Annotated in this window: 34 protein-coding genes; 10 read left to right on the top strand and 24 right to left on the bottom strand. The window is 35.6% G+C overall.

Annotated elements, in window-relative coordinates; translation table 11 throughout:
• Positions 1 to 23 precede the first annotated feature (23 nt).
• On the top strand, positions 24 to 203 hold the full coding sequence (locus Q3V31_RS07395) for a DUF5325 family protein (protein ID WP_000400129.1): 180 nt from the start codon (positions 24 to 26) through the stop codon (positions 201 to 203).
• A gap of 45 nt (positions 204 to 248) precedes the next feature.
• Here the strand turns inward: Q3V31_RS07395 and Q3V31_RS07390 are convergent, their stop codons facing one another.
• Complete coding sequence (locus Q3V31_RS07390; protein ID WP_000544519.1) at positions 249 to 1,040, bottom strand: inositol monophosphatase family protein; 792 nt, start codon at positions 1,038 to 1,040, stop codon at positions 249 to 251.
• An 88-nt stretch (positions 1,041 to 1,128) separates the two neighbouring features.
• Positions 1,129 to 1,317 carry a hypothetical protein gene (locus tag Q3V31_RS07385; protein WP_001250167.1) on the bottom strand — a complete coding sequence of 63 codons (189 nt, stop codon included), beginning with the start codon at positions 1,315 to 1,317 and terminating at the stop codon, positions 1,129 to 1,131.
• A gap of 205 nt (positions 1,318 to 1,522) precedes the next feature.
• Between Q3V31_RS07385 and Q3V31_RS07380 the strand changes: the two genes are divergently transcribed.
• Entirely contained in the window at positions 1,523 to 2,149 is a 627-nt protein-coding gene (locus Q3V31_RS07380) for a YktB family protein (protein WP_001130993.1), read from the top strand.
• An 88-nt stretch (positions 2,150 to 2,237) separates the two neighbouring features.
• On the opposite strand, the gene Q3V31_RS07375 is transcribed toward Q3V31_RS07380, so the two are convergent.
• On the bottom strand, positions 2,238 to 2,507 hold the full coding sequence (locus tag Q3V31_RS07375; protein WP_000456545.1) for a UPF0223 family protein: 270 nt from the start codon (positions 2,505 to 2,507) through the stop codon (positions 2,238 to 2,240).
• Between the two features lie 382 nt (positions 2,508 to 2,889).
• Here Q3V31_RS07375 and speA point away from each other — a divergent pair, with 382 nt between their 5' ends.
• Positions 2,890 to 4,362, top strand: a complete 1,473-nt coding sequence (gene speA, locus Q3V31_RS07370; RefSeq protein ID WP_000084908.1) for an arginine decarboxylase — start codon at positions 2,890 to 2,892, stop codon at positions 4,360 to 4,362.
• A gap of 75 nt (positions 4,363 to 4,437) precedes the next feature.
• The gene (locus tag Q3V31_RS07365) at positions 4,438 to 5,268 is read left to right on the top strand and encodes a protein-glutamine gamma-glutamyltransferase (RefSeq protein ID WP_000635345.1); all 831 of its coding nucleotides are present in this window, start codon (positions 4,438 to 4,440) and stop codon (positions 5,266 to 5,268) included.
• 39 nt (positions 5,269 to 5,307) lie between these two features.
• Here the strand turns inward: Q3V31_RS07365 and Q3V31_RS07360 are convergent, their stop codons facing one another.
• From Q3V31_RS07360 to Q3V31_RS07345, 4 genes are all read right to left on the bottom strand, one after another.
• A complete protein-coding gene (locus Q3V31_RS07360) occupies positions 5,308 to 5,436 on the bottom strand; it encodes a GapA-binding peptide SR1P (RefSeq protein ID WP_000536797.1) in 129 nt (42 codons plus the stop codon).
• Between the two features lie 45 nt (positions 5,437 to 5,481).
• Positions 5,482 to 5,610: a GapA-binding peptide SR1P gene (locus Q3V31_RS07355; protein ID WP_000536808.1), complete on the bottom strand. Its 129-nt coding sequence runs from the start codon at positions 5,608 to 5,610 to the stop codon at positions 5,482 to 5,484.
• A gap of 59 nt (positions 5,611 to 5,669) precedes the next feature.
• Positions 5,670 to 5,798, bottom strand: coding sequence for a GapA-binding peptide SR1P (locus Q3V31_RS07350; RefSeq protein WP_000536778.1), 129 nt, complete (start codon positions 5,796 to 5,798; stop codon positions 5,670 to 5,672).
• Positions 5,799 to 5,995: 197 nt separating this feature from the next.
• Positions 5,996 to 6,292, bottom strand: coding sequence for a DUF3055 domain-containing protein (locus Q3V31_RS07345; RefSeq protein ID WP_000462037.1), 297 nt, complete (start codon positions 6,290 to 6,292; stop codon positions 5,996 to 5,998).
• Positions 6,293 to 6,426: 134 nt separating this feature from the next.
• Between Q3V31_RS07345 and Q3V31_RS07340 the strand changes: the two genes are divergently transcribed.
• Positions 6,427 to 6,819: a DUF1885 family protein gene (locus Q3V31_RS07340; RefSeq protein ID WP_001163313.1), complete on the top strand. Its 393-nt coding sequence runs from the start codon at positions 6,427 to 6,429 to the stop codon at positions 6,817 to 6,819.
• A 1-nt stretch (position 6,820) separates the two neighbouring features.
• Here the strand turns inward: Q3V31_RS07340 and Q3V31_RS07335 are convergent, their stop codons facing one another.
• The 5 genes from Q3V31_RS07335 to pdhA all read right to left on the bottom strand — a co-directional run bounded on the left by Q3V31_RS07335 (position 6,821) and on the right by pdhA (position 12,183).
• On the bottom strand, positions 6,821 to 7,048 hold the full coding sequence (locus Q3V31_RS07335; RefSeq protein ID WP_001221349.1) for a hypothetical protein: 228 nt from the start codon (positions 7,046 to 7,048) through the stop codon (positions 6,821 to 6,823).
• A 237-nt stretch (positions 7,049 to 7,285) separates the two neighbouring features.
• The gene (lpdA, locus tag Q3V31_RS07330; protein ID WP_000260106.1) at positions 7,286 to 8,698 is read right to left on the bottom strand and encodes a dihydrolipoyl dehydrogenase; all 1,413 of its coding nucleotides are present in this window, start codon (positions 8,696 to 8,698) and stop codon (positions 7,286 to 7,288) included.
• Positions 8,699 to 8,703: 5 nt separating this feature from the next.
• Positions 8,704 to 9,993 (bottom strand): pyruvate dehydrogenase complex dihydrolipoyllysine-residue acetyltransferase, encoded by a 1,290-nt coding sequence (pdhC, locus tag Q3V31_RS07325; RefSeq protein ID WP_000863416.1) that lies wholly within the window; start codon positions 9,991 to 9,993, stop codon positions 8,704 to 8,706.
• 93 nt (positions 9,994 to 10,086) lie between these two features.
• The gene (pdhB, locus tag Q3V31_RS07320; protein ID WP_000068162.1) at positions 10,087 to 11,064 is read right to left on the bottom strand and encodes a pyruvate dehydrogenase complex E1 component subunit beta; all 978 of its coding nucleotides are present in this window, start codon (positions 11,062 to 11,064) and stop codon (positions 10,087 to 10,089) included.
• Positions 11,065 to 11,067: 3 nt separating this feature from the next.
• Positions 11,068 to 12,183, bottom strand: coding sequence for a pyruvate dehydrogenase E1 component subunit alpha (pdhA, locus tag Q3V31_RS07315; protein WP_000536893.1), 1,116 nt, complete (start codon positions 12,181 to 12,183; stop codon positions 11,068 to 11,070).
• Between the two features lie 513 nt (positions 12,184 to 12,696).
• Between pdhA and Q3V31_RS07310 the strand changes: the two genes are divergently transcribed.
• Together Q3V31_RS07310 and def are read left to right on the top strand one after the other, a co-directional pair.
• Positions 12,697 to 12,846 (top strand): YjcZ family sporulation protein, encoded by a 150-nt coding sequence (locus tag Q3V31_RS07310; RefSeq protein ID WP_000274565.1) that lies wholly within the window; start codon positions 12,697 to 12,699, stop codon positions 12,844 to 12,846.
• Positions 12,847 to 13,009: 163 nt separating this feature from the next.
• Positions 13,010 to 13,564, top strand: coding sequence for a peptide deformylase (gene def / locus Q3V31_RS07305; protein ID WP_000957073.1), 555 nt, complete (start codon positions 13,010 to 13,012; stop codon positions 13,562 to 13,564).
• A 62-nt stretch (positions 13,565 to 13,626) separates the two neighbouring features.
• On the opposite strand, the gene Q3V31_RS07300 is transcribed toward def, so the two are convergent.
• Positions 13,627 to 14,400, bottom strand: a complete 774-nt coding sequence (locus tag Q3V31_RS07300; RefSeq protein WP_000998263.1) for a Cof-type HAD-IIB family hydrolase — start codon at positions 14,398 to 14,400, stop codon at positions 13,627 to 13,629.
• A gap of 548 nt (positions 14,401 to 14,948) precedes the next feature.
• Between Q3V31_RS07300 and Q3V31_RS07295 the strand changes: the two genes are divergently transcribed.
• Positions 14,949 to 15,161, top strand: coding sequence for a DNA-dependent RNA polymerase subunit epsilon (locus Q3V31_RS07295; protein WP_000576436.1), 213 nt, complete (start codon positions 14,949 to 14,951; stop codon positions 15,159 to 15,161).
• A gap of 4 nt (positions 15,162 to 15,165) precedes the next feature.
• A complete protein-coding gene (gene rnjA, locus Q3V31_RS07290; RefSeq protein WP_000670372.1) occupies positions 15,166 to 16,833 on the top strand; it encodes a ribonuclease J1 in 1,668 nt (555 codons plus the stop codon).
• Between the two features lie 38 nt (positions 16,834 to 16,871).
• Here the strand turns inward: rnjA and Q3V31_RS07285 are convergent, their stop codons facing one another.
• From Q3V31_RS07285 to Q3V31_RS07240, 10 genes are all read right to left on the bottom strand, one after another.
• The gene (locus Q3V31_RS07285) at positions 16,872 to 17,537 is read right to left on the bottom strand and encodes a potassium channel family protein (protein WP_000504032.1); all 666 of its coding nucleotides are present in this window, start codon (positions 17,535 to 17,537) and stop codon (positions 16,872 to 16,874) included.
• An 83-nt stretch (positions 17,538 to 17,620) separates the two neighbouring features.
• Positions 17,621 to 18,487, bottom strand: a complete 867-nt coding sequence (locus Q3V31_RS07280) for a hypothetical protein (protein WP_001167314.1) — start codon at positions 18,485 to 18,487, stop codon at positions 17,621 to 17,623.
• A 272-nt stretch (positions 18,488 to 18,759) separates the two neighbouring features.
• Positions 18,760 to 19,890 carry an N-acetyldiaminopimelate deacetylase gene (locus Q3V31_RS07275; RefSeq protein WP_000218684.1) on the bottom strand — a complete coding sequence of 377 codons (1,131 nt, stop codon included), beginning with the start codon at positions 19,888 to 19,890 and terminating at the stop codon, positions 18,760 to 18,762.
• Between the two features lie 62 nt (positions 19,891 to 19,952).
• Positions 19,953 to 20,675 (bottom strand): 2,3,4,5-tetrahydropyridine-2,6-dicarboxylate N-acetyltransferase, encoded by a 723-nt coding sequence (gene dapD / locus Q3V31_RS07270; RefSeq protein ID WP_000783246.1) that lies wholly within the window; start codon positions 20,673 to 20,675, stop codon positions 19,953 to 19,955.
• A 71-nt stretch (positions 20,676 to 20,746) separates the two neighbouring features.
• A complete protein-coding gene (locus tag Q3V31_RS07265; protein WP_002077049.1) occupies positions 20,747 to 21,631 on the bottom strand; it encodes a transcriptional regulator CcpC in 885 nt (294 codons plus the stop codon).
• 177 nt (positions 21,632 to 21,808) lie between these two features.
• Positions 21,809 to 22,252, bottom strand: coding sequence for a cyclic-di-AMP-binding protein CbpB (gene cbpB / locus Q3V31_RS07260; RefSeq protein WP_000623577.1), 444 nt, complete (start codon positions 22,250 to 22,252; stop codon positions 21,809 to 21,811).
• Positions 22,253 to 22,419: 167 nt separating this feature from the next.
• Positions 22,420 to 22,611 carry an antirepressor AbbA gene (abbA, locus tag Q3V31_RS07255; protein ID WP_000409964.1) on the bottom strand — a complete coding sequence of 64 codons (192 nt, stop codon included), beginning with the start codon at positions 22,609 to 22,611 and terminating at the stop codon, positions 22,420 to 22,422.
• 127 nt (positions 22,612 to 22,738) lie between these two features.
• The gene (locus tag Q3V31_RS07250; RefSeq protein ID WP_000348522.1) at positions 22,739 to 23,257 is read right to left on the bottom strand and encodes a ribonuclease H-like YkuK family protein; all 519 of its coding nucleotides are present in this window, start codon (positions 23,255 to 23,257) and stop codon (positions 22,739 to 22,741) included.
• A 74-nt stretch (positions 23,258 to 23,331) separates the two neighbouring features.
• Complete coding sequence (locus Q3V31_RS07245) at positions 23,332 to 23,481, bottom strand: hypothetical protein (protein ID WP_000440501.1); 150 nt, start codon at positions 23,479 to 23,481, stop codon at positions 23,332 to 23,334.
• Between the two features lie 173 nt (positions 23,482 to 23,654).
• Positions 23,655 to 23,891, bottom strand: coding sequence for a YkuJ family protein (locus Q3V31_RS07240; RefSeq protein ID WP_000055151.1), 237 nt, complete (start codon positions 23,889 to 23,891; stop codon positions 23,655 to 23,657).
• Between the two features lie 232 nt (positions 23,892 to 24,123).
• Between Q3V31_RS07240 and Q3V31_RS07235 the strand changes: the two genes are divergently transcribed.
• Positions 24,124 to 24,360, top strand: a complete 237-nt coding sequence (locus Q3V31_RS07235) for a glutaredoxin domain-containing protein (protein WP_000717868.1) — start codon at positions 24,124 to 24,126, stop codon at positions 24,358 to 24,360.
• Positions 24,361 to 24,386: 26 nt separating this feature from the next.
• Here Q3V31_RS07235 and Q3V31_RS07230 read toward each other — a convergent pair whose 3' ends face one another.
• On the bottom strand, positions 24,387 to 24,875 hold the full coding sequence (locus tag Q3V31_RS07230; RefSeq protein ID WP_001233796.1) for a DUF3993 domain-containing protein: 489 nt from the start codon (positions 24,873 to 24,875) through the stop codon (positions 24,387 to 24,389).
• Positions 24,876 to 25,006: the final 131 nt, after the last annotated feature.

Raw genomic sequence — 25,006 nt, 5'->3', positions numbered from 1 at the left:
AAATGAGATTGGAGGGTGAAGAAATGGAACACATTCAATATCGCTTTTTATTAACTGCAATTATCGGTGTTATTTTCTTAATCGGTATCGGCATTATGGTTGCTGAAAATAGTCCCATTGGTATTATTATTTGCATTATCGGCACATTTGTTACAGTTGGATACGGTTTTGTAACAAAAAGAAAAATGCGTAAATCGCAATAACGTTAAAAAGTAAGAAGCTTCTTTTATAGCCTCTTACTTTTTTTGTTACTGCGATACAAATAAGAATACCTCTTCGTATACTCCTGGTTTTGCAACTAACACACTGCTCTTCTCTATGATAGAAAGAGGAGTTCCAGAGAAGGTTGTCACTCTCCCGCCAACTTCTTCTACAATAATCTGTCCCCCGCCAAAGTCCCATGGCGATAAACGCGGTGTTACATACGCATCTAATCTTCCCGTTGCAACATATACCATTTCTAGCGCAGCACAACCATAAGACCTTGTTCCTCTCGCTTTCTTAACAAGCCTCATCATTTTTTTCGTATTCAGCAATGGATTATCAGTAAGCCATATCGCATTTAAAGCTATAATTCCCTGTTCTATTGTTCCTTCTTCTAGCATGGGAATAGGTAAATCATTACAAAAGGCCCCTTCTCCCTTTATCGCATGATATAATTCATCATGAACTGGATCATAAATAAGGCCAATTTTTCCGATACCGTTCTCATAAATTCCAATTGAGATTGCGAAATTTCTTTTTTGGTGAACAAAGTTCATCGTGCCGTCAATTGGATCAATTAACCAAACAACCCCATTAGAAGAAGTGATTTCATCTCCATATCCTTCTTCTCCTAAAATATTATGGGCTGGGAATGTTTCTTTAATTCTCCCAATTAAAAACCGCTCCGTCTCTCGATCCATGTTTGTTACTAAATCCGCTGCATTAGATTTTGTTTCTATAATAAGTGCTTTTTTCAGCGATCCCATTAAACGTTCTCCCGCTTCTCGAATCCACTGTTTTGCGTGTGTATCAATATCTTTCCATATCTCGTGCATGTTTAAACACTCCGATCTATACTGTTCACAGAAAAAACGAACCCTTTATAAGGTTCGCACCAACTAATTTTTTATTCATATACTATTATTACGCTTCTAAACGAATCATTTCAAGTCTTAACACTTCTAATTTTTCTACGCACTCTTCTTTTTTCTGTTTGTCATTCTCCATCATTGCATCATATAAAGTTGCTAATTCATAATCTAGCTCCAAACGTAGCACCGGAATTCTTTTTTCAGCATCTGTTCTCTTTAACGCATTAATCACCTGTCTCATATTATTTGCCTCCTCCCAATATTCGTTTGCCCTCGGACTAGAATTGATTCAATTTTCTGATTTTTTGTTTTATACTATACTATGTTGGATAAATCATCTATGCAACAAAATTATATTTTTTTATTAAAATTTTTTTGTGCTGTTTTTTTTATGAATAGTACAAGCTATGCTAAAATAAAACAAAATAGGAGTTGGAGGAACAATCATGCCACTACAAACATTCACATCAACTGATTTTGAAGTTTTTACTGTTGATGGTCTTGAAGAACGAATGAGCGCAATTAAAACGAATATTCATCCTAAGCTAGAAGCTTTAGGGGAACAGTTTGCAGAATACTTATCAAAACAAACCGATGAAAACTTTTTCTACCATGTAGCCAAACACGCACGCCGCAAAGTCAATCCACCAAACGATACTTGGGTTGCTTTTTCAACAAATAAACGTGGATATAAAATGTTACCACATTTTCAAATTGGTTTATGGGGTACTCACGCTTTCATATACTTTGGTTTAATCTATGAGTGTCCACAAAAAGTGGAGACGGCTCACGCCTTCTTAGAACATTTAAATGATTTAAAAACGAATATTCCAAATGACTTCGTTTGGTCCATTGACCATACTAAACCAGGTGTAAAATTGCATGAAACGCTTGAAACGGAAGACTTACAAAAGATGATTGAACGTTTAGCTACTGTGAAAAAAGCAGAATTATTAGTCGGTATTCATATATCACCAGAGGAGTTTTCAGCAATGACCAACGAACAATTCCTTGCTAAGATTGAATCTACGATGCAATCACTCCTTCCTTTATATGCGATTTCTAATCGATAAATCGATAGTAGAAAACGGACAATTTATATTGTCCGTTTTTAGTTGTTATCACATTATAGCACTTTGTATTTTATTTTTCAAAATATTTTTACATTTTTACAATCTTTTTTTCTGCTACTTCTTTTGCCTTTTGAATCGCACGATATATAGAATATCCACTTACTTCTTGAAATTCTTTATCAATTTTTTTCTCCGCTGCCTTCGATGGGACAATCTCTTTAAAACGACGATATAATTCCATCAAGTCTTCTCTCAAAACTCCTTTTTCATATACCTTTTCAATCGCTTCATAAAACTTTACAATTGCTACCATTTCTTCATTTGACCAATCGTAATCAAGTGGATATTGATATTCCATTTTGCACCTCATTCAGTATTCTTTCTTTTTCCATTATGCTACCTTTAAAAGAATCTTTTATTCTTCACTATAGCCACTCTGCATTATACACCATTTATCCATTTCAATGGAATTGTCTTCCTCTTTGCGGTATTTAAAATCTAACTATTAAACATACTCACCTTGAAAATGAGATTTTTCTATACATCTATAATTATTGGTGATATAATGCTTTTGTTTTATAGAAAGTAAAGTGAGACTACCATCCCCAAAAAAGCTTTTGTGAATGGCAGGAAAACAAGTCATGTTCTAAAAGTTAGTCATCTTAAATTCCTTTTAGAATGAGATGAAATCATATAAAACAAATTCTAATAAATATTACGAAGAAGAAGGGGTGTATAGATTGTCCCAATACGAAACACCATTGTTTACCGCTTTAGTTGAGCACAGTAAGCGAAATCCAGTTCAATTCCATATTCCAGGTCATAAAAAAGGACAGGGCATGGATCCAACATTTCGCGAATTTATTGGGCATAATGCATTAGCAATTGATTTAATTAACATTGCGCCGCTCGATGATTTACATCATCCAAAAGGTATGATTAAAGAAGCTCAGGATTTAGCCGCCGCTGCTTTCGGTGCAGATCATACTTTCTTTTCTATTCAAGGTACAAGTGGTGCAATTATGACAATGGTGATGAGCGTTTGCGGCCCTGGTGATAAAATCCTCGTGCCACGAAACGTGCATAAATCTGTAATGTCAGCTATTATTTTCTCAGGTGCAAAACCGATTTTCATGCATCCTGAGATTGATCCGAAGCTTGGTATTTCACACGGGATCACAATGCAGTCTGTCAAAAAAGCTCTCGAAGAGCACTCAGATGCGAAAGGCTTACTTGTTATTAATCCAACATACTTTGGGTTTGCTGCAGATTTAGAGCAGATTGTAAAATTAGCTCATTCTTATGATATTCCTGTACTTGTTGATGAGGCTCACGGTGTTCATATCCATTTTCATGATGAACTACCAATCTCGGCTATGCAAGCAGGTGCAGATATGGCAGCAACAAGTGTTCACAAGTTAGGAGGGTCTTTAACCCAAAGCTCTATTCTTAATGTAAAAGAAGGTCTTGTGAATGTAAAGCATGTCCAATCCATTATTAGCATGCTTACGACAACATCAACTTCTTACATTTTGTTAGCATCCCTTGATGTTGCTAGAAAACGTCTTGCTACCGAAGGAAAAGTTCTCATAGAACAAACAATACAATTAGCTGAACATGTTCGTGATGCTATTAATGCTATTGAGCATCTTTATTGTCCTGGAAAAGAAATGCTAGGAACAGATGCTACTTTTAACTATGATCCTACAAAGATAATTGTATCTGTAAAAGATTTAGGTATTACTGGCCATGAGGCTGAAGTATGGCTTAGAGAACATTACAACATTGAAGTAGAACTCTCTGATCTATATAACATACTTTGTCTTATCACTTTTGGAGATACCGAAAGTGAAACTGATACACTTATCACAGCATTACAAGATTTAGCAACAACATACAGAAATAGAGTAGATACAGGTGTTCAAGTACAAGTAGACATTCCAGAAATACCTGTGCTAGCACTTTCTCCTAGAGATGCTTTTTATTCAGAGACGGAAGTCATTCCGTTTGAAAACGCAGCGGGTCGCATAATAGCTGATTTTGTTATGGTTTATCCGCCAGGGATTCCAATCTTTACTCCGGGGGAAATTATTACACAAGAAAACTTAGAGTATATTCGTAAAAATTTAGAAGCAGGGTTACCAGTACAAGGACCCGAAGATATGACGTTACAAACATTACGTGTTATTAAAGAGTACAAGCCTATCAGTTGATAGGCTTTTCTTTCACCTTTTTTTCCTTTTCTCATACGATATTAAAGAATGTAACGTATAGGTGGGGATACTATTATGATTGTAATAGGCCGTTCTATTGTACATCCTTATATCACAAATGAATATGAGCCATTTGCAGCTGAGAAACAACAAATTTTATCCATTATGGCAGGAAATCAAGAAGTTTATTCCTTCCGAACAGCTGATGAACTCAGCTTTGATCTTAATTTACGAGTTAATATTATTACTTCCGCGCTAGAACTTTTTCAAAGTGGATTTCAGTTTCGTACATTTCAACAATCTTTTTGCAACCCTCAGTTTTGGGAAAGAACATCACTTGGCGGATTTAAACTACTTCCAAACATACCGCCTTCCATTGCCATCCAGGATATTTTCAAAAACGGAAAACTATATGGAACTGAATGCGCAACCGCTATGATAATTATTTTTTACAAAGCATTACTATCATTGTATGAGGAAAAAACTTTCAACCGGCTATTTGCAAACCTTTTACTTTATACATGGGACTATGATCATGATTTAAAGCTCATAACAAAAACAGGTGGCGATCTTGTTCCAGGCGATCTCGTTTACTTTAAAAATCCACAAGTGAATCCAGCTACAATCGAGTGGCAAGGAGAAAACACAATCTATTTAGGAAATTTCTTTTTTTACGGACATGGCGTAGGTGTAAAAACAAAAGAAGAAATTATATACGCGTTAAATGAACGACGAGTCCCTTATGCATTTATTTCGGCTTTCTTGACTGATACTATTACTCGTATCGATAGTCGTATTATGAGCCAATACAGTTCGCCTAGCACACCACAAACCTCAATAGGATTTATTCCAATTAGAGATGATGCAATCGTTGCAACAGTCGGACATACAACTACAATCTACTAAAAAAAAACGCCTACATGTGTAGGCGTTTTTTCTTCATTATTAAGCTTTTGAGTGTTCCTTTTGGTCACATTCGCAATGAGATCCACATTTCCCGTAAAGTACTGTTGATTTTTCATCTTCAAAATGTCCGATTGTTCCTTCACATACTTGGCATACGATTGTTCCCATTTTTCATTTCCCCCTGAGTTTTAATAATAATCTACTTATTTATAATTAAGCTTTCGCATTATCTCTATTAGCACATTCACAATTTGTACCACATTTCCCGTAAAGCACTGTCGTTTTTTCATCTTCAAAATGTCCGATTGTTCCTTCACATACTTGGCATACGATTGTTCCCATTTTTCATTTCCCCCTAAGTTTATGGTCCTAAAAACTTTTAGCTGTCCATTTCCTATCAATTATTGGGCTTTTGTATGCTCTGTGTGATCACATCCGCAAGATCCACATTTCCCGTAAAGTACCGTTACTTTCTCATCTTCGAAGTGTGCAATTGTACCTTCACAATCTTGACATACGATTGTTCCCATTTTTCATTTCCCCCTAAGTTTATAATCCCAAAAACTTTTTTGTAACCGCTTAACTTTCTGTCTTTATTTTAATATGTTATACTTTTTACGTCAATAGGTTTTTAGTATAACACATTAAATATTTTAAAAATAAATTAGTATGCGATATTAACACAAAAAAACAGTCATATATCATACGTACGACTGTTTCTTGTTAATTATTCTTCATACTCCGCATGCAAAGAAGTAGACGGAACAAGAAATTTAAAAAACTGAGCTAACTCCTCTGCCTCCTCTTCCGACCCTAACTTAAAAGTTTCTTGTATATAAGGAACATTTTCCACATCATCTCTTCCAAGTAAAGTAGATCTCCCTGTTTGCATACAAACAATAAGTGGCTTTCCAAAAAACATATTTGTATAAATAACTCCAAAATCATAACGTGTATCATGCGTCATAAATCCTAAAAATCGTACCTTCACACTTTCATGCTCATCATACAATTTTTCAAACATCAGTTTCCACCTTTCTCAATAACACTTCCTACTCAATAATATATTAAACAAAAAAAGTAATACTCCTTTTAATTGTCAAAAAATTCAGTAGGATGTAGAATGATATTATTCTACTAAACTAGGGGGGAATTTGTATGCAACACGCCTTTATCACACTTGTACCTAAATCCAATCAACAATCTGTTTCAATAGAGGATGTCAAACACCTTTTTCATAACTATAAAACCGTTACTTCCAAGACTGGTGATCAAATTAATTACGCCTATACAAATACAGCTTTTCCTTATGAAATATTAGATACATCAGCAACAACATTAAAACTCCAATCGAGTCACGACCGATATAATTCTATTTATGTGGGGATTGGAATAGAAAAGGATCAATCTTTCATACAGATTTCTTTACCCACCACAGCAACATTCGGCGATAAAGGAAAAGCAAATGAATTTAGCCGTTTTCTAGCGAAGAAATTGGAAGGAGAGTTACGATTATTTAATGGAAGAACAATGTATTTCTATAAACGTTAATTTAAAAAATTGAGAATATGATTAAAAAAAGTATGCAATTTGAACACGTAAGAAATAATGCCTGCTTCCTTGCGTGTAATACAAAACATGCAATTACATATGCCAAATAAAGAAATACGAAAAAGAGAATTACTTTATAATGAAACTTATCACCATTCGATAATGTTAATACAATGGAAAAACCACTCCATAATAGAAAATGATAAAATATAACATGTAATATTCTCATGGAACCTTCTCCTTTGACATGCTCTATTTTATTAATATATGGGATTAAGTTTGAATCAATTACATATTATATGAAAGTATATATGCTGCTTTTGGATTAACCTATGTTCTAACGATTCATTTAAAGTATTATATATATTCATTCGACAAGTACATATAAAGACCTTGCACGCCATTATATTAAAATAAAAATAACCCATCTCTTTAAATAAGAGATGGGTTATTTACATTACTTAAATTATTTTACAATGTGAATTGGCATTCCAAGAGCAACTTCAGCTGCTTCCATTGTGATTTCACCTAATGTTGGGTGAGCATGGATTGTTTGAGCGATATCTTCTGCTGTCATTCCAGCTTCGATAGCTAAACCAATCTCAGAGATAATATCAGAAGCGCCTGCACCTGCAACTTGTGCACCTACAAGAAGACCATCTTCTTTACGTGTTACAAGTTGTAAGAAACCATCAGTGCTGTTTAATGATAACGCACGACCGTTTGCAGCGAATGGGAACTTAGATACAGCTACTGTCATTCCTGCTTCTTCAGCTTGTTTCTTAGTGTAACCAACAGATGCTAATTCTGGATCAGTGAAGCATACTGCAGGAATTCCGATGTAATCGATTGCTGATGCATGGCCACTAATTGCTTCAACAGCTACTTTACCTTCGTAAGAAGCTTTGTGAGCTAATGGAGGTCCAGGAACGATATCACCGATTGCATAGATGTTTGATACGTTTGTACGACATTGCTCATCGATTTCGATGATGCCGCGGTCAGTCATTTTAACTCCAACTTGCTCAAGACCAATTTCTTGAGTGTTTGGACGACGACCTACAGTTACTAATACGTAATCTGCTTCTACAGTTTGGATTTCACCTTTAACTTCAAAGCTAACTTTTACGCCAGTTTCTGTTTCTTCAACGCCTTTAGCCATAGCTTTTGTATGGATATTTACGTTACCTTTCTTTTGAAGAGCACGTTTAACAACAGAGCTCATAGCTTTTTCGAAACCAGCTAAGATTTCGTCGCCAGCTTCTACTACAGTAACTTCTGTACCGAAGTTAGCATATGCAGTTCCTAATTCCATACCGATGTAACCGCCGCCGATTACAACAAGTTTTTTAGGAATTTCAGGTAAGCTTAAAGCGCCTGTAGAGTTGATAACACGTTTAGAGTATTTGAATCCTGGAATTTCGATTGGTGTAGAACCAGTTGCAAGAACAGCATTTTTAAACGTATAAGTTTGTGCTGCATCTTCAGTCATTACGCGTAATGTGTTAGCATCTACGAAGTAAGCTTCACCGCGAATGATTTCAACTTTGTTACCTTTAAGAAGGCCTTCAACACCGCCAGTTAATTTCTTAACTACGCCGTTTTTCCATTCTTGAACTTTTGTAAAGTCAACTTTTACGTTCTCTGCAGTGATACCCATGTCATCAGAATGCATTGCATTCTCATAACGGTGACCTGCATTGATTAACGCTTTTGAAGGAATACATCCAACGTTTAAGCATACGCCACCAAGGTTAGCTTTTTCAATGATTGCTACCTTTTGACCTAATTGTGCTGCACGAATTGCCGCAACGTATCCACCAGGACCTGCACCAACAACGACTGTATCTAATTCAATTGGGAAATCTCCTACTACCATTGTTATTACGCCTCCATTACTAATAATTGTGGGTCATTCAATAGACGTTTAATTTGGTTTAATGCTTTTTGAGCAGTTGCGCCGTCAATTAAACGATGGTCAAAGCTTAGAGATAATGCTAATACTGGAGCTGCAACGATCTCACCATTTTTCACAACTGGTTTCTCAGCGATACGGCCGATACCAAGGATTGCTACTTCTGGGTGATTGATAACTGGAGTGAACCATTGTCCACCTGCAGAACCAATGTTTGTAATTGTGCAAGAAGCACCTTTCATTTCAGCTGGAGCTAAACGACCGTCACGTGCTTTACCAGCAAGTTCATTGATCTCGTTAGAGATAGTAAAGATAGATTTACGATCTGTATCTTTAACAACTGGTACTAATAGACCTTTGTCTGTATCAGCTGCGATACCGATGTTGAAGTAATGTTTATGAACGATTTCTTGAGAAGCATCGTCTAAAGCAGTATTCAACATTGGGAATTCACGTAATGCAGATGTTAAAGCTTTTACAACGTATGGAAGGTAAGTTAATTTAATACCTTTGTCAGCTGCAACAGCTTTGAACTTCTTACGGTGAGCAACAAGTTCTGTTACATCTACTTCGTCCATTAATGTTACGTGAGGAGCTGTATGCTTAGAGTTAACCATTGCTTTCGCAATCGCTTTACGGATACCACTCATTTTCTCACGAGTTTCTGGATATTCACCAGCTGGGATTGGTTGTGCTTTTGGTGCTTCTTCTTTCGCTGCTGCTGGAGTAGCTTCTACTGCTGCTGGAGCCTCAGTTGCTGCTACAGTTTGTCCACCATTTGCAAATGCATCGATGTCAGTTTTCACAACGCGGCCGTTCTTACCAGAACCAGCTACTTTATGAATATCTACACCTTTTTCACGAGCATATTTACGAACAGATGGCATAGCGATTACACGCTCATTTACTACTTCCGCAGTTGCTGCTGGAGTAGCTTCCGCTGCTGGAGCTTCTACTGCTGCTTCTTCAGCTTTTGGAGCTTCATCATGATCGTCACCTTTAAATTTAAGGTTTTCGTATCCAGGAGCATCAAATTTAATTAATGTATCTCCTACAATTGCAACTGTTCCTTCTTCTACAAGTACTTCAAGTACTTTACCTTTAACAGGAGAAGGGATTTCTACTACTGCTTTATCATTTTGTACTTCAAGAAGTACATCGTCTTCGTTTACTTCGTCACCTGGTTTAATAAACCATTTTACGATTTCACCTTCGTGGATACCTTCACCGATATCTGGTAGTTTAAATTCAAATGCCACGGAATTCAGCCCCCTGATTCATTTCATTATTATGGAATATGTACAAAAGAAACCAGCATGTGCTGATTTCTTTTGCACATGAAAAACTAAAAATTAGAAGTTCATTACTTTGTTAACAGCTTCAACAATATCTTTATGGTTTGGTAACCATACGCTCTCAGCTTGAGAGAATGGGAATACTGTATCAGCAGCTGCAACACGTACAACTGGAGCTTCTAAGTTTAAGATTGCACGGTCGTTAATTTCCGCTACAACGTTAGCTGCAATACCAGCTTGTTTTTGAGCTTCTTGAACTACAACTACGCGGCCTGTTTTTTCAACAGAAGCGATGATTGTTTCGATATCTAATGGTTGAACTGTACGTAAGTCAACAACCTCTAAAGAGATACCTTCTTTTTCAAGTTCTTCAGCAGCTTTTAATGCAGCATGAACCATAGCACCGTAAGCGATAACAGATACATCTGTACCTTCACGTTTGATATCAGCTTTACCTAAATCAATTGTGTAATCGCCTTCTGGTACATCTTGACGGAATGAACGGTACAATTTCATATGCTCTAAGTAGATAACTGGATCGTTGTCACGAATCGCAGAGATTAAAAGACCTTTTGCATCGTATGGAGTAGATGGAATAACAACTTTTAGACCAGGTTGTTGAGCCACTAATCCTTCTAAGCTATCAGCATGTAGTTCAGGAGTATGAACGCCACCACCGAATGGAGAACGAATTGTTACTGGAGCAGTCCAACGTCCACCAGAACGGTAACGCATACGAGCTAATTGACCAGAAACTGAATCCATTACTTCATAAATGAAACCGAAGAATTGGATTTCTGGAACTGGACGGAAACCTTCTAATGCAAGTCCAACTGCAAGTCCACCAATACCAGACTCTGCAAGTGGAGTATCCATTACACGATCTTCACCGAATTCAGCTTGTAAACCTTCAGTAGCACGGAATACACCGCCGTTTACACCAACGTCTTCACCAAACACAAGTACGTTAGGGTCATTTTTCATTTCAACGCGTAAAGCATCAGTGATTGCTTGAATCATTGTCATTTGAGCCATGGCTTACTTCGACTCCTTTTCTTTGTAAATTTCATATTGTTCAGCTAAGTTGTAAGGCATTTTTTCGTACATGATTTCCATTAAATCAGTAACTTTTTGTTTTGGAGCTTGGTCAGCCTTAGCAATTGCTTGTTTGATATCTTCTTTTGCTTCTTCGATTACTTTCTCTTCAACTTCTTGAGACCATAGGCCTTTGTTTTCTAAGAATGCACGGAAGCGTACGATTGGATCTTTTTGTTCCCATTCGTTCTCGATATCTTTTGTACGGTAACGAGTTGGGTCATCACCAGCCATTGTATGTGGACCGTAACGGAATGTTAAAGTCTCGATTAAAGTAGGGCCTTCGCCGTTTACTGCACGCTCACGAGCGAAAGCAGTTGCTGCGTATACAGCTAATGGATCCATACCGTCTACTTGAATTCCGTAAATACCTGCTGCTACTGCTTTTTGTGCTACAGTTTTAGCTGCAGATTGCTTTTCTACTGGAGTAGAGATTGCATAACGGTTGTTTTGTACAACGAAGATTGCTGGAGCTTTGAATGCCCCCGCAAAGTTCATACCTTCGTAGAAGTCACCTTGTGAAGCACCACCGTCACCAGTGTAAGTAATTGCAACAGATTTTTTACCACGTAATTTCATACCTAACGCAACACCAGCAGTTTGGATGATTTGCGCACCGATAATGATTTGTGGAGCAAGTGCATTTACATTCTCAGGCATTTGGTTACCCATGAAATGTCCACGAGAGAATAAGAATGCTTGGTATAATGGTAGACCGTGCCACACTAATTGTGGAACGTCACGATATCCTGGTAAGATGAAATCTTCTGCTTCAAGTGCGAAATGACTTGCTAATTGAGAAGCCTCTTGTCCAGCAGTTGGTGCGTAGAAACCTAGACGTCCTTGACGGTTTAAAGAAATAGAACGTTGATCTAGTACGCGAGTATACACCATACGGCGCATTAATTCTTTTAATTGATCATCTGATAATTCAGGCATAGCTGCTTCATTCACAACTTCGCCTTTTTCATTTAAAATTTGTAATGTTTCAAATTGAGCTGCGATAGCTTTCATTTGCTCATCAACATTAAATAGGGTCTTTTTTGTTTTAGTACCCATTCCGTTCACCTCTTCCTCTCTTGAACCATATTCTGAAACGCTTTCACTATCTATTAGCTAGACTGAAAACGCAACAATGTAAACCAACAAATTTGTCTGTCGGTTGAGAATAATTTTGTGTACCTAACAATCTGTACTAATGTTTTTTCAAAAACATATTAATACAATCTTGATCACGTTTTTTAGTTTACAACTATTCTAATTACGATGTCAATTACTTTGAATACGTTTTTTTATAAATAATATGCAGGTTTCCTCCACACTAACGTGTTTTTATTTTTCACATCTGTATTAGTAGGCATTAACCTACTGTTATATTATTCCCTTTTTAACTTATTTTTTCTCTTAGAATAATATGTAAACGATTTAATTCTCTTTAGTTTTTCTCTCTTCTCAATAAAATTATACAAACACTTCTTCCTTTTATAGGTAAATACCTATACATTTCTGACCATTCTTCCATACATTATTGTAACCGCAGTATTAGCGGGAAATGATAAAGGAGGTCATCTCATGTACGGATACTCATATTGCTATCCAACAACTTGCTCATATCCTTCCTACGGTTATGGCGGTTCTTGTGGCGGATCTGGACGCGGATTTGCATTAATCGTTGTGTTGTTTATCCTTTTAATTATTGTTGGTGCTGCTTGCATTCGCTAATGTAAAATGAAACAACTATGGAAAGAAACGGACGGCTTTGCCGTCTTTTCTTTTTATTATATAACTTATCTATAGAAGATTTGTTTCCACGTAGCTCTTCCTTACTTGCCGATGACTTTTTTTATCTCCTTTGGTAGACTAAAGAAGAAAGGAGAGATTACATATGCTTACAATGAATGAGGTAATTCGTGAAGGAAATCCGATTTTGCGTGACGTCGCAGAAGAGGTCTCCTTACCTGCTAGCGAGGAAGATACAAATACCCTTAAAGAAATGATTGAGTTTGTAATAAATAGCCAGGACCCTGAAATGGCTGAAAAATATAATTTACGCCCCGGAATCGGATTAGCAGCTCCGCAAATTGGTATTTCAAAGAAAATGATTGCGGTTCATGTAACTGATACGAACGGTACGTTATATAGCTACGCATTATTTAATCCAAAAATCATTAGTCATTCTGTTGAACGTACATATTTACAAAATGGTGAAGGTTGTCTATCTGTAGACCGTGAAGTACCTGGTTATGTCCCTCGTTACACAAGAATTACAGTAAAAGCAACAACTATTAACGGTGAAGACGTAAAACTACGATTAAAAGGTTTACCAGCAATTGTATTCCAACATGAAATAGACCATTTAAACGGTGTTATGTTCTATGACCATATTAATAAAGACAATCCATTTGCGGCTCCCGATGATTCAAAACCTCTAGAGCGATAATAATAAAAAGGCGGAAGTTAACCTTCCGCCTTTTTATTATCTGAAATGGGTTCCATATTCACTTATAACAATCCAGCCCATTTTAATCCATGATATATACCGTCTTCACTTACATCGTTTGTCACATAATTTGCAAGCTTTTTCAAGTCATCATGACCATTTCCCATCACAATACCTGTGCCTACTGCTTCAATCATTTCTAAATCGTTTAAGCCATCCCCAAATGCATACACTTGTTCACGGTTAAATCCTAATTTTTCAATGAACTTCTCAATTCCTTTTGCCTTAGAACCACCATTTGGAATGATGTCCATTGAATACGCATGCCAACGAATAAAATGAAAATCCGGATACTGATTAATAAACTTTTCCTCTTCATTTACTTCACAGAAAAGAAGCGTTTGATAAATATCACGTTTCTCATAAAAATCAGGTTCATATGCCGGATGATCAAATTGTAAGCTTCCAAAACCTTCTTTTACATAATCATGATATTCCACTGACGCTCTCATCTCTTGATGGTCAAGATATACAAGTGGATATCCTTCTTGTTTTGCAAACTGGGTAAACTTATGTAGAGCCGCTGGATGTAACGGATTATTAAATATTGTCTCACCTTCAAATACAACGTACTGTCCATTAAAACTAACATAATTATGTATATTGAGTTCCTTACGAATATCTTCAAACATAAATGGCGCACGCCCTGTCGCAATCGCTACGTGCACACCTTTTTCTTGTAAATCTTTTACTGCATCACGTGTAGATTGCGGAATTTTTTTATCATGATCTAATAATGTTCCATCAATATCAAAAAAGACAATTTTATCATTCATTTGTCAAAATCCTTTCTGGCACTCTATATTCCTATTTTGATTATCACTTTTCAAATTTCAAAAAAAAGTATAACATATTAAACATCTGTGAAGAAAGCGTTCACTTTCTGACCTTATTTATGAAATGTGCATATAATATTAGTAAAAAAATGTGGATACTTGTTCGGATGAATTTTCTTTTCTATTCTTCCTCATACTATATCTATAACTAACGGCTACTAATCGTTACTACAGGATAACTTACACTATACTAAAAAGAACAAGATTCACTATTCACTTCTAATCTTCTTTCTTGTACGGGAGACGGAGTTATCATTAGTAACATGCATGTTTAAAATAAGGAAAGGAAGGAGTAATCATGCTGAAGAAGCTGAAGAAAAAGCTCAAGCGTTATTTAAACGATTTAGTCCGCAAGAAGACAATCGCTTAAATTGTGCCCATTTCGGGCTTTTTCTTCATTCTCGTTCGAAAAAACATGAAAATCATGACTGTTTGCTTTATAATAAGTAACAGATAATGCAAAACATAGACAAGGAGAGGTTTTCCCAATGATTTTTAAAGTATTTTATCAAGAAAAATTAACTGAGGTCCCAGTACGTGAAAATACAAAAGTTTTATATTTAGAGGCTACGTCTCAAAAGGATGTTCGTAAAAAATTAAATAAGTTCGCATATAATATCGAGTTCGTTCAGTCTGTTACTGGTGCTCATCTTGAATATGAAAAACAAAACGCTGATTTAATATTAGCGGAGATCGTATAGTCATATGAAATTCCTAAAAAATGATCAAGCTGCCGTTTTTGCCCTTGGTGGTCTTGGTGAAATCGGTAAAAATACATATGCTGTTCAATTTCAAGATGAAATTATTATAATTGACGCTGGAATTAAATTTCCAGAAGACGAACTCCTCGGGATCGATTATGTAATACCAGATTACACTTATTTTGTGCGAAACGAAGATAAAATTAAAGGGTTATTCATTACACATGGTCACGAAGATCATATTGGTGGAATTCCTTATCTATTACGTCAAGTAAACATTCCAATTTACGGCGGAAAATTAGCAATTGCCCTAATAAAAAACAAATTAGAAGAGCACGGATTACTTCGTAAAGCAAAACTTTATGAAATTCAAGAAGATGATGTTATTAAATTTAAAAAGACATCTGTTTCCTTCTTCCGTACAACTCACAGTATTCCAGATTCATACGGAGTTGTTGTGAAAACACCTCAAGGACAAGTCGTTCATACAGGTGATTTCAAATTCGATTTCACACCAGTCGGTGAGCCAGCAGATTTAACAAAAATGGCTGAAATCGGAAAAGACGGTGTACTTTGTCTCTTATCTGATAGTACAAACAGTGAAGTACCAAACTTTACGATGTCTGAGCGCCGTGTTGGTGATAGTATTCAAGATATATTCCGCAAAGTAGAAGGTCGTATTATATTCGCAACCTTTGCATCGAATATCCATCGCTTACAACAAGTTGTTGAGGCCGCTGTTGAAAATAATCGTAAAGTAGCTGTATTTGGTCGAAGTATGGAAGCAGCTATTGAAATCGGGCAAAACCTTGGTTATATCCGATGTCCAAAGGATACATTCATAGACACATCTCAGCTAAACCGCCTACCAGCTAATAAAGTTGTTATTTTATGTACAGGTAGTCAAGGGGAGCCTATGGCAGCACTTTCACGTATTGCCAATGGTACACATCGTCAAATTCAAATTATCCCTGGCGATACAGTCGTTTTCTCTTCTTCACCAATCCCAGGCAATACAATTAGTGTAAGTCGTACAATTAACATGTTGTACCGTGCTGGCGCTGATGTAATCCATGGTAAACTCTCAAATATTCATACGAGTGGACACGGTGGACAAGAAGAACAAAAGTTAATGTTACGTCTTATTAAGCCGAAATATTTCATGCCAATTCATGGTGAGTATCGTATGCAGCGTATGCATATGAAATTAGCTAATGATTGTGGTATTCCAGAAGAAAATTGTTTCATTATGGATAATGGAGATGTTCTTGCTTTACGTTCTGATGAAGCAAGCGTAGCTGGGAAAATCCCATCTGGCTCTGTCTATATCGATGGAAATGGTATTGGAGATATCGGGAATATCGTATTACGTGATCGTCGCATTCTTTCTGAAGAAGGACTTGTTATTGTAGTTGTAAGCATTGATATGAAAGAATTTAAAGTTGCAGCAGGACCTGATATCATCTCGCGTGGTTTCGTTTATATGCGTGAAAGCAGCGATTTAATCAACGATGCTCAAACATTAATTACAACACATTTAGAAAAAGTAATGGAGCGAAAAACAACACAATGGTCTGAAATTAAAAATGAGATTACAGACACATTAGCACCATTCCTATACGAAAAAACGAAACGCCGTCCAATGATTTTACCAATCATTATGGAAATATAAGAAAAAGGACAATGCCTCCTCGGCATTGTCCTTTTCTCTTATCTTAAAAAATGCTTAAAACGATCTACTTCATCGTCATGACCAATTACAATTAATATATCTCCCGCTTGAATGTTTTCTGTAGCTCGAGGAGATACGATAACTTCTTTTCCACGTTTAATTGCTACAATGTTCAAACCAAACTTCGCACGAATGTCTAATTCAATTAAAGAGTGTCCATCGATTTTTTTATTTGCAATAATCTCTACAATACTATGCTCATCTGAAAGCTCTAGGTAATCTAACACATTACTTGATGCAATATTATTTGCAATCCTTTTTCCCATATCTCGTTCTGGATGCACAATATGATCGGCCCCTATTTTACTTAACACTTTTTCATGGTAGTCATTTTGGGCTTTCACAGTAATATTTTTCACACCTAATTCTTTCAAAATTAACGTTGTTAAAATACTTGAATTTAAATTATCTCCAATAGCAACGACTACATGATCAAAATTGCGAATACCAAGACTTTTTAATACCATCTCATCTGTTGAATCTGCAATTACGGCATGCGAAGCTATATTTGCAAACTCATTAATTTTATCTTCGTCTGAATCAATTGCCATTACTTCCATACCTAATTGAGCGAGTTCACGGCAAATACTTCCACCGAAACGCCCAAGCCCAATGACAGCAAATTCTTTCTCTTTTTCGCCCACAGGAATTCCTCCAATAATATCAAATACTATGTACTTTTATTGTAACATACTTTAGTTTTGCTACAAAAACCTGTATAAAACTCTTATTTTTGTTTTTGCATATAAAAATACTGTTGTAAATAAAATGCGATACTGAAAATTAACATACCGAATACAAATATATTTCCAAATGAACTAAATGTTTCAAAAACGAACAATAACGTTTCTTGTCCGAAAAAAGCAAATAACAGTTGTGTAAATGCGAATAACAATGCCAATATATAATGATGTTGATGGAATAAATAATGTGTTGCGCCTAAAAAAGCTATAAACGAAACTATAAAAATCCACCAAGTTTCTAAAAACAGTTGCCAATTAGTAAATTGATATCCATTTACTAATATCGCAATAATTCCTATAACTGCCATCGTCGGCACACTCCATAATAATGCACGCCCTCTAAAGAATCGCGTACCTTTTGCATCGCCTTTTTCGTTTGCAATGTATGTTAGCACGACAGTACTTATATACAAAACAGAAAGGATTGTTAAAACAATGATAAGCCAAAAATGTAATTCATAATATTCATGTTCTATATTCGTCACGATTGCAGCTAACATACATGGAATTAGCATTCCCGTCCAACCATCTACTTTTCTTTCATTCCAAAATACCGTATTACCAATCCGAATTCCTAATAGCATAAAAATAATGATACCTAGCACAAATAATGCAGTCTTATTCCCTACTAAGCTCGTTGAGAAAGCAATTAATCCAATAAATAAAAAAAGAACAAATCCATTCATAATTTCTAGTACAGGTGACAAATATCTTTTCACCCATTTGTATGTTTCTTCATATTCACTATTATTCGCTAAACGATAGGCGTAAAAACTTATCCCAAAATAAACCGCCGCAATAATAACATATGCATATAAGACGAAACATAAAATCGCACTGCTAATTTGCACGTAATTCCCCACCCTTTTTTCTATGTATCACATTGATTTTACACACTTTTCATACTAAAAGTAAACATATATAGGTAGTTAAATAATTATCTTTTCTATTAGCAATAATTAATAATGAGCAGTGGCTAAAAAACCCCTGCTCATTATTAAAACGCCAAATGTAACTTTACTCATTTGTATGAAAATGTCTAACACTAACAAATACGAAAGATATTTTCGTCTCGGAACTAAGAAGTTCCCACTCTAAACTGTTGCACAATTAGCGTGGAAGTTCACTTTCGATTTCCCTTCCACTTCACATATTGGTCTAAAAATACAATCGCTTTCTCAATAGCCTCTTCGTCTGGTTTTAATTTCGCATGATGTAAACCATATTCTGAATTTACTCCCAGCCAAAACATAAATCCAGGTATCTCTCGAAGCATATAACCAAAGTCTTCACCTGTCATTGCCTCCGTACATGTAATTACATCTATATTCGTTTGTTCACGAGTAAATTGCATAAACTCTCTCGTTAACTCTTCATGGTTATACACTTGATGATACATCGCTCCGTAGTCAATAACAGCTTCACATTGAAAAGCAGCTTCTATTCCCGCAACAATTGCCTCAATTCGGCTTTTAACACGTTTCATTGAATCCACTGATAACGTTCGAATCGTTCCTTCTAAACGAGACTTTTCTGCGATGATGTTTTGGACTGTGCCACCAGTGATTTTCCCAATTGTAATTACCGCACTGTCAAGAGGGTTCACATTACGACTAATAACTGATTGTAGTTGTGTAACGAGATGACTCGCTGCAACAATCATATCATTTGCTGTATGCGGATATGCAGCATGTCCACCTTTTCCTTTTAAATCAACGTATAACTCTGATGTATTCGCAAATAATAAACCTTCTTTTGTAGCAATTGTTCCCACAGGGTATTCAGGCGCAATATGAAGCCCAAGAATCATATTCGGTTTCCATTCTTTTAACTCTTCACTTTCTAACATAGGAAGTGCACCACCTGGACCCTCTTCAGCTGGTTGGAATATAAACACAAGATCATCGTCTATTCTTTCGCTTACAGCCGCTGTTAGAAGGCCTAAACCAATTGTTGCATGCAAATCATGCCCACACGCATGCATCATTCCTTCATGGATAGAAGAGAAGTCATATTCCGTTTCCTCTGTAATTGGTAGACCGTCTATATCTGCACGATAACCTATTATTTTTTCCGGATTTTTCCCATTTACTTTAACAATTACACCTGTTTTCCATGTTTTCACTTCCAAATATTCATTAGAGAGCGTTCCTATATAATTTAAAATATACTGTTGTGTTTTCCACTCTTTAAATCCGATTTCCGGAATTTTATGTAAATCTCTACGAACTTGGACAAACTTACTTACTGTCATTTTTACACCTCCATCTATAAAAAGCGTAAGAGCACATTCATGCTCTTACGCTTTTTGTTTTTTTATTTCCCTGGGTTTAATTGACGAAGCTCTTGTTTAATTTCAGTTTTTGCCTTTGTCTTCTCATCAATTTCTTTAATTACACGTGCTGGAGTTCCCGCAACAACTGTATATGGAGGCACATCTTCTGTTACAACAGCACCCGCTGCTACAACTGCACCTTTACCTACTGTAACACCTTCTAGAACAACTACATTTGCACCAATTACAACATCGTCTTCAACGATAACTGGTTTTGCAGAAGGTGGCTCAATAACACCCGCAAGTACAGCACCTGCACCTACGTGACAGTTTTTACCAACTGTTGCACGTCCACCAAGCACTGCGTTCATGTCGATCATAGTACCTTCGCCAATTACAGCACCGATATTAATTGTTGCATTCATCATGATAACAGCGTTGTCACCAATTTCAACATTGTCACGAATAATTGCGCCTGGCTCAATACGAGCTGTAATACCTTTTAAATCAAGCATTGGAATTGCAGAATTACGACGATCGTTCTCAACTACATAGTCAACAATGTTCTTGCTATTTTCATCAAGAATTGTCTTAATTTCAGACCATTCTCCGAATAATACACCAGATTTTTTATTTACAAATGCTTGTACTGTTTCAGGGAATGTTACTTCTTTTAAATCCCCTTTTATGTATACCTTTACAGGAGTTTTCTTTTCACTCTTTTGAATAAACGAAATAATTTCGTTAGCGTCCATCATTTTCATTCTTGTTGCCTCCTAAATCCATTTATAATGTTACTCTACCAAACGATAGGGCGAGTAGCAAGACAATAATCTTATTTTTCCATTTGAATTTCTTCTATAATTTCTAAAAATGCTTGCACTTGCTTCAACTGCCTTGCCGAGTCACTCGTCAATAACCATGTTTCTCTCGTTAATTGAACAGGTGTTTTATACATGTTTTCCTGCACTTCTTTTAAAACAGTCGAAGGTAAAAGAGCATAGCCTATACCATTTAAAACAAGCTGTTTGCACGTTTCAATTTGGTCAACTACAATCGTTCGCTTAGGTGGATTGGAAAATAATCCATACCACCAATTTTGTATTTGTCCATAGTAGGTCGAATCACTTTTAAATTGAATAAAAGGTCTATTTGTTTCTTTTAACATTGAAATATCTTTTATTTCTTTATCAACTAAGTATAATTCATCTTCAAATAATTGTTGCTTCTGACCTTTATATTCTTGTGTCCCTCTTAATATGGCGACGTGAACGTCTCCTTCATAAAATTGCTTTTGCACTTCACTACTCCAGCCAGTAAACAGAGATATCTTCACAGAAGGATACTTATGCACAAATTTTTTCAAAACAGGTGGAAGCCAATATTGACCAATGACTGACGCAACGGCTATTTTTAGCGTACCATATGTTTCCGTTCTAAAAAGAGCCAGTTCACTTTTAATATCCTCTTCTTTTTGTAACATTTCTTTTGCATAATTTGCAACTTTTTCCCCTTCAGGTGTAATTGTCAATCCTTTTTGTGAACGAATAAAAAATTTCATTCCCCATTGTTTCTCCATAGATTGTAATCGTTGACTAAGCGCAGGTTGGGAAACAAATAAACGTTCCGCCGCTTTTCTCATATTTGATTCCTGAGCTAACACAACCATCATTTGAAAATCATCGATTTGCAACTTTCTCCCTCTTTCCTTAGCTTCCATACACCTAATTTTAATAAGCATTTCATCTTTAATTTAATTGAATAATTTTATACATTAGAACGGTTTGTTAGTTCAAACTTTTCTTATGTTTTATGTCTTTTTAAATATAATACATACACAACTGATATGCACGAAAAAAAGTGACTTCTCCTTTTCTATGAAGTCACTTTTCCTATATTATCGATTATGCTGTCTCACTTTTTTATTCAACAATTTTAAAATAGCTCGACGTGTCAAAATACCCTCGAAGTAACCTTCTTCATTGACAGCGCAAATAAAAGGATGATCAATTGTCATTTCTAAAGCTTTTGCAAAGGAATCTTCTAACATAAGAACTGGAATCTCTTCCTTCATCACTTGTTCCACTTTCATATTCTCAAGTCTTTCAAACTCAATGCGCTCTAATCCTAAAATACCATCTAAAATCATAGCAGTACTAATCAACCCATGTAATTTATACGTAGGGTCTAAAACAGGAATCGCCGAATATCCAGATTTCACAAGAACGAGTAAAGCATGTTCTAAACCATTCCCTATCTGGACATGTGCTACTTTTTCTGATGAAATCATTAAATCCTTCACAAGAATTTGTTGAAACTCATCTTTCGGAATACTAATCATGTTACATCCCCCCATTTTCCCTTTTTCCTGCTTATATTCTCTGATCCTATTCACATTTTATGATAGCGTTTTCATATTATTATTTTGTCCTGACATTCTTCTAATAAAAAAGATACACAGCTATTTTAGCATACAACATAAAAAAAAGACTACCATTCCGGTAGCGCTTAATACCCTTTATTTTTTAATCGGTAAAACAATCTTGTGATTTTTTTATATTTTGTCACATCTGTCTGTTTTAAACCATTCTCAATGTCTGTGAGCTCCACCGCTAAAATTTCGCTCGCATAATTTTGCTGAAACAGAATATCCAACAATAAATCTTCTTCTTCTCTCGTTAAAACAAATTCCTTTTCCATATGTCCCTCTCCTTGCCCTCACATCATCACTATTATTATATAAAATTTTCAACTCATTTAATAGATGTAATATTCAGTTTTTAATAAAGGTATTTAATAACTGCGAATATATAGAAACCATTTTACATTATTTCGTATACCTGTTCGCATAACTAAACGCCGCATAAGCATCCGGTTTAATTTTTGCTGTTAATCCCATCGCTTGAATTTTCTTCGTCATATCTAAAATAAATTCTTTTGTTAAACCATCATTCCCAATATCTAAATGAATTTCCATTATGAATCCCGCTCCATCTTGAGCGTATGGGTGCAATAAATCCCAGATTGTTTGTATATGATTTGGAGTAAATAGACAGGCAACTTCTTGACTAAACTGCGTTTCTAAATATATTTTCTCTCGCAAAGTTGCTGGCTTATTTTTTACTGATTTGTGATGCAAACATCCCCATGCTCCTTTTCCAACCCGATGAATATGTATCGCTGTAATAAACCTCGTATCCTTTTGATGCGCTTGTGAGTCTGTCCCAATAGATAAGCGATATAAATTTCGCGGATCCTTTTCAATGAAACTACAAATGCGGTTAAATACCATATCAAAATTCAAATGTCTCTCAGAAACATTATAAAATGTATGTTCACCGTCCACATAGTCACGTCCTTTCAATTAGACAGACTTTTCGTATTCTCATTGTATGGGACAAAAACAAAAATTATAACTCACTACCCTTTATTCGTTTCAATATTTCGGATTACATACTGACAAAACCTACACGTATAAATTACATTTTGATTAGACTGAGCAGTTAATACATGATTCATTTCAGCATGACTATGACAATTAGGGCAAATAACAATCGGTAAGCGTTCCATCCTTTTCACCTCCTATTACTATTTACTATCATTGTAGGAAAAATAAAAAATTCCTATACATATACATTTGTGGAAATTCTTTTATTTGATTGCGACTTCCACTACCTGTATAGCCTATTAATTAATATAACTAAAAAAGGTACTGCCAAATGGCAGTACCTTTTTTATATGTATCAAGAAATGATGTCGTAAATCTCAATTGCAACCATGTCGATGTTGTCGAATTGATACACTTGAGGTTTTTCACCTTGTTGATACACTTCTAACTCATACATTTCACTTTTATCGAAAAATTTCACGCTACATTTGCGCTCACCGTTCACTTCAAAATAGCGTTGTGCTACTTCACCGCTTTCAGCTTGTTCTTGTAGACTAACAAGTCGAGTTAAAATTCCTTGGAGTAGAGACATGAAATCTCTCCTTTCTCTGATCTTCCTACCAATAGGTTTTACAGCTATACTCATTCTATCCGTCATAACAGAAAAAATGTTCCACAGTCTAGGATAAAGGTTCTTGGACAGAAACTCAACTAAAATTTGTCGAAATACGAAGGAAAAAGAAGAAAGAATATCTTTTTCCTTCTTTATTGCTCTTTTTATACTGACAGAATATAATAAAACACAGAAAAAGGGAGGAATTACAATGAAAAAAATTGAGGTTTATACACAGCCTGATTGTCCGCCTTGTACCATTGTGAAAGAATTTTTAAAACATAATGACGTTGTGTATGAAGAATTTGACGTAAAAAAAGACGCCGCTGCACGCAATCGTCTTTTATATGACTATGACTCCTATTCAACTCCAACAGTTGTAATTGACGGAGAAGTTGTCGCAGGTTTTCAAATTGAAAAATTACAACAGCTACTTGGTATAGAATAGGAATAGGGAGAAACCTATTCCTATTCTCATAATTGTTGTAACCTTTTTATTTCAGCCAAAAGTTCCTGACTTTCATGATACCCTGCTAATTTCCATTTCCCATTATCCTTTTGTAATGTCACAATTTGATATTGTCCACTTTTTGCCCGTTCATAGACGTATAAATTTTTATGTTCCTCATCATATGACATTTTTGTTTCTGAATTAAAGGAAAACGGAGCTTCTTTTGCTGGAAGTAAATACTCACCACTTTGTTTTTCATTTCTACTGTTTTCATCCGTAAAAACTTGAAGGAAATTATTTGTAAAATATGGTGATAACGTCTCTATCATCTTATTCATTGGTATTTGTTTCCCTCGAATTGAAAATTGCGTCTCATAACCTTTTTGTATCGTTGTAAACACTTCTTTCCGATCCACTTTCACTTCTTCTTTCCCTAAAACAGTTGTGACACTATAGCCAACTAGAAAGGCAACACATATAAATAGAACAAACCATATTCCATATTTCCTCATTTTTTCACCTTCCTTTTAAAAGAGCTTGTCTTTGTAGTATTCATTGTAACAATGATTATGCAAAAACAGGGATGATTTCGTTCGTAAAATCTTTACAATGATAGACAGCATTTTCATTATTATTTTCACTA

It is taken from the genome of Bacillus nitratireducens (assembly GCF_036320425.1).
Taxonomy (GTDB): Bacteria; Bacillota; Bacilli; order Bacillales; family Bacillaceae_G; genus Bacillus_A; species Bacillus_A nitratireducens.
This window is presented reverse-complemented; position numbering and strand designations above follow the sequence as displayed.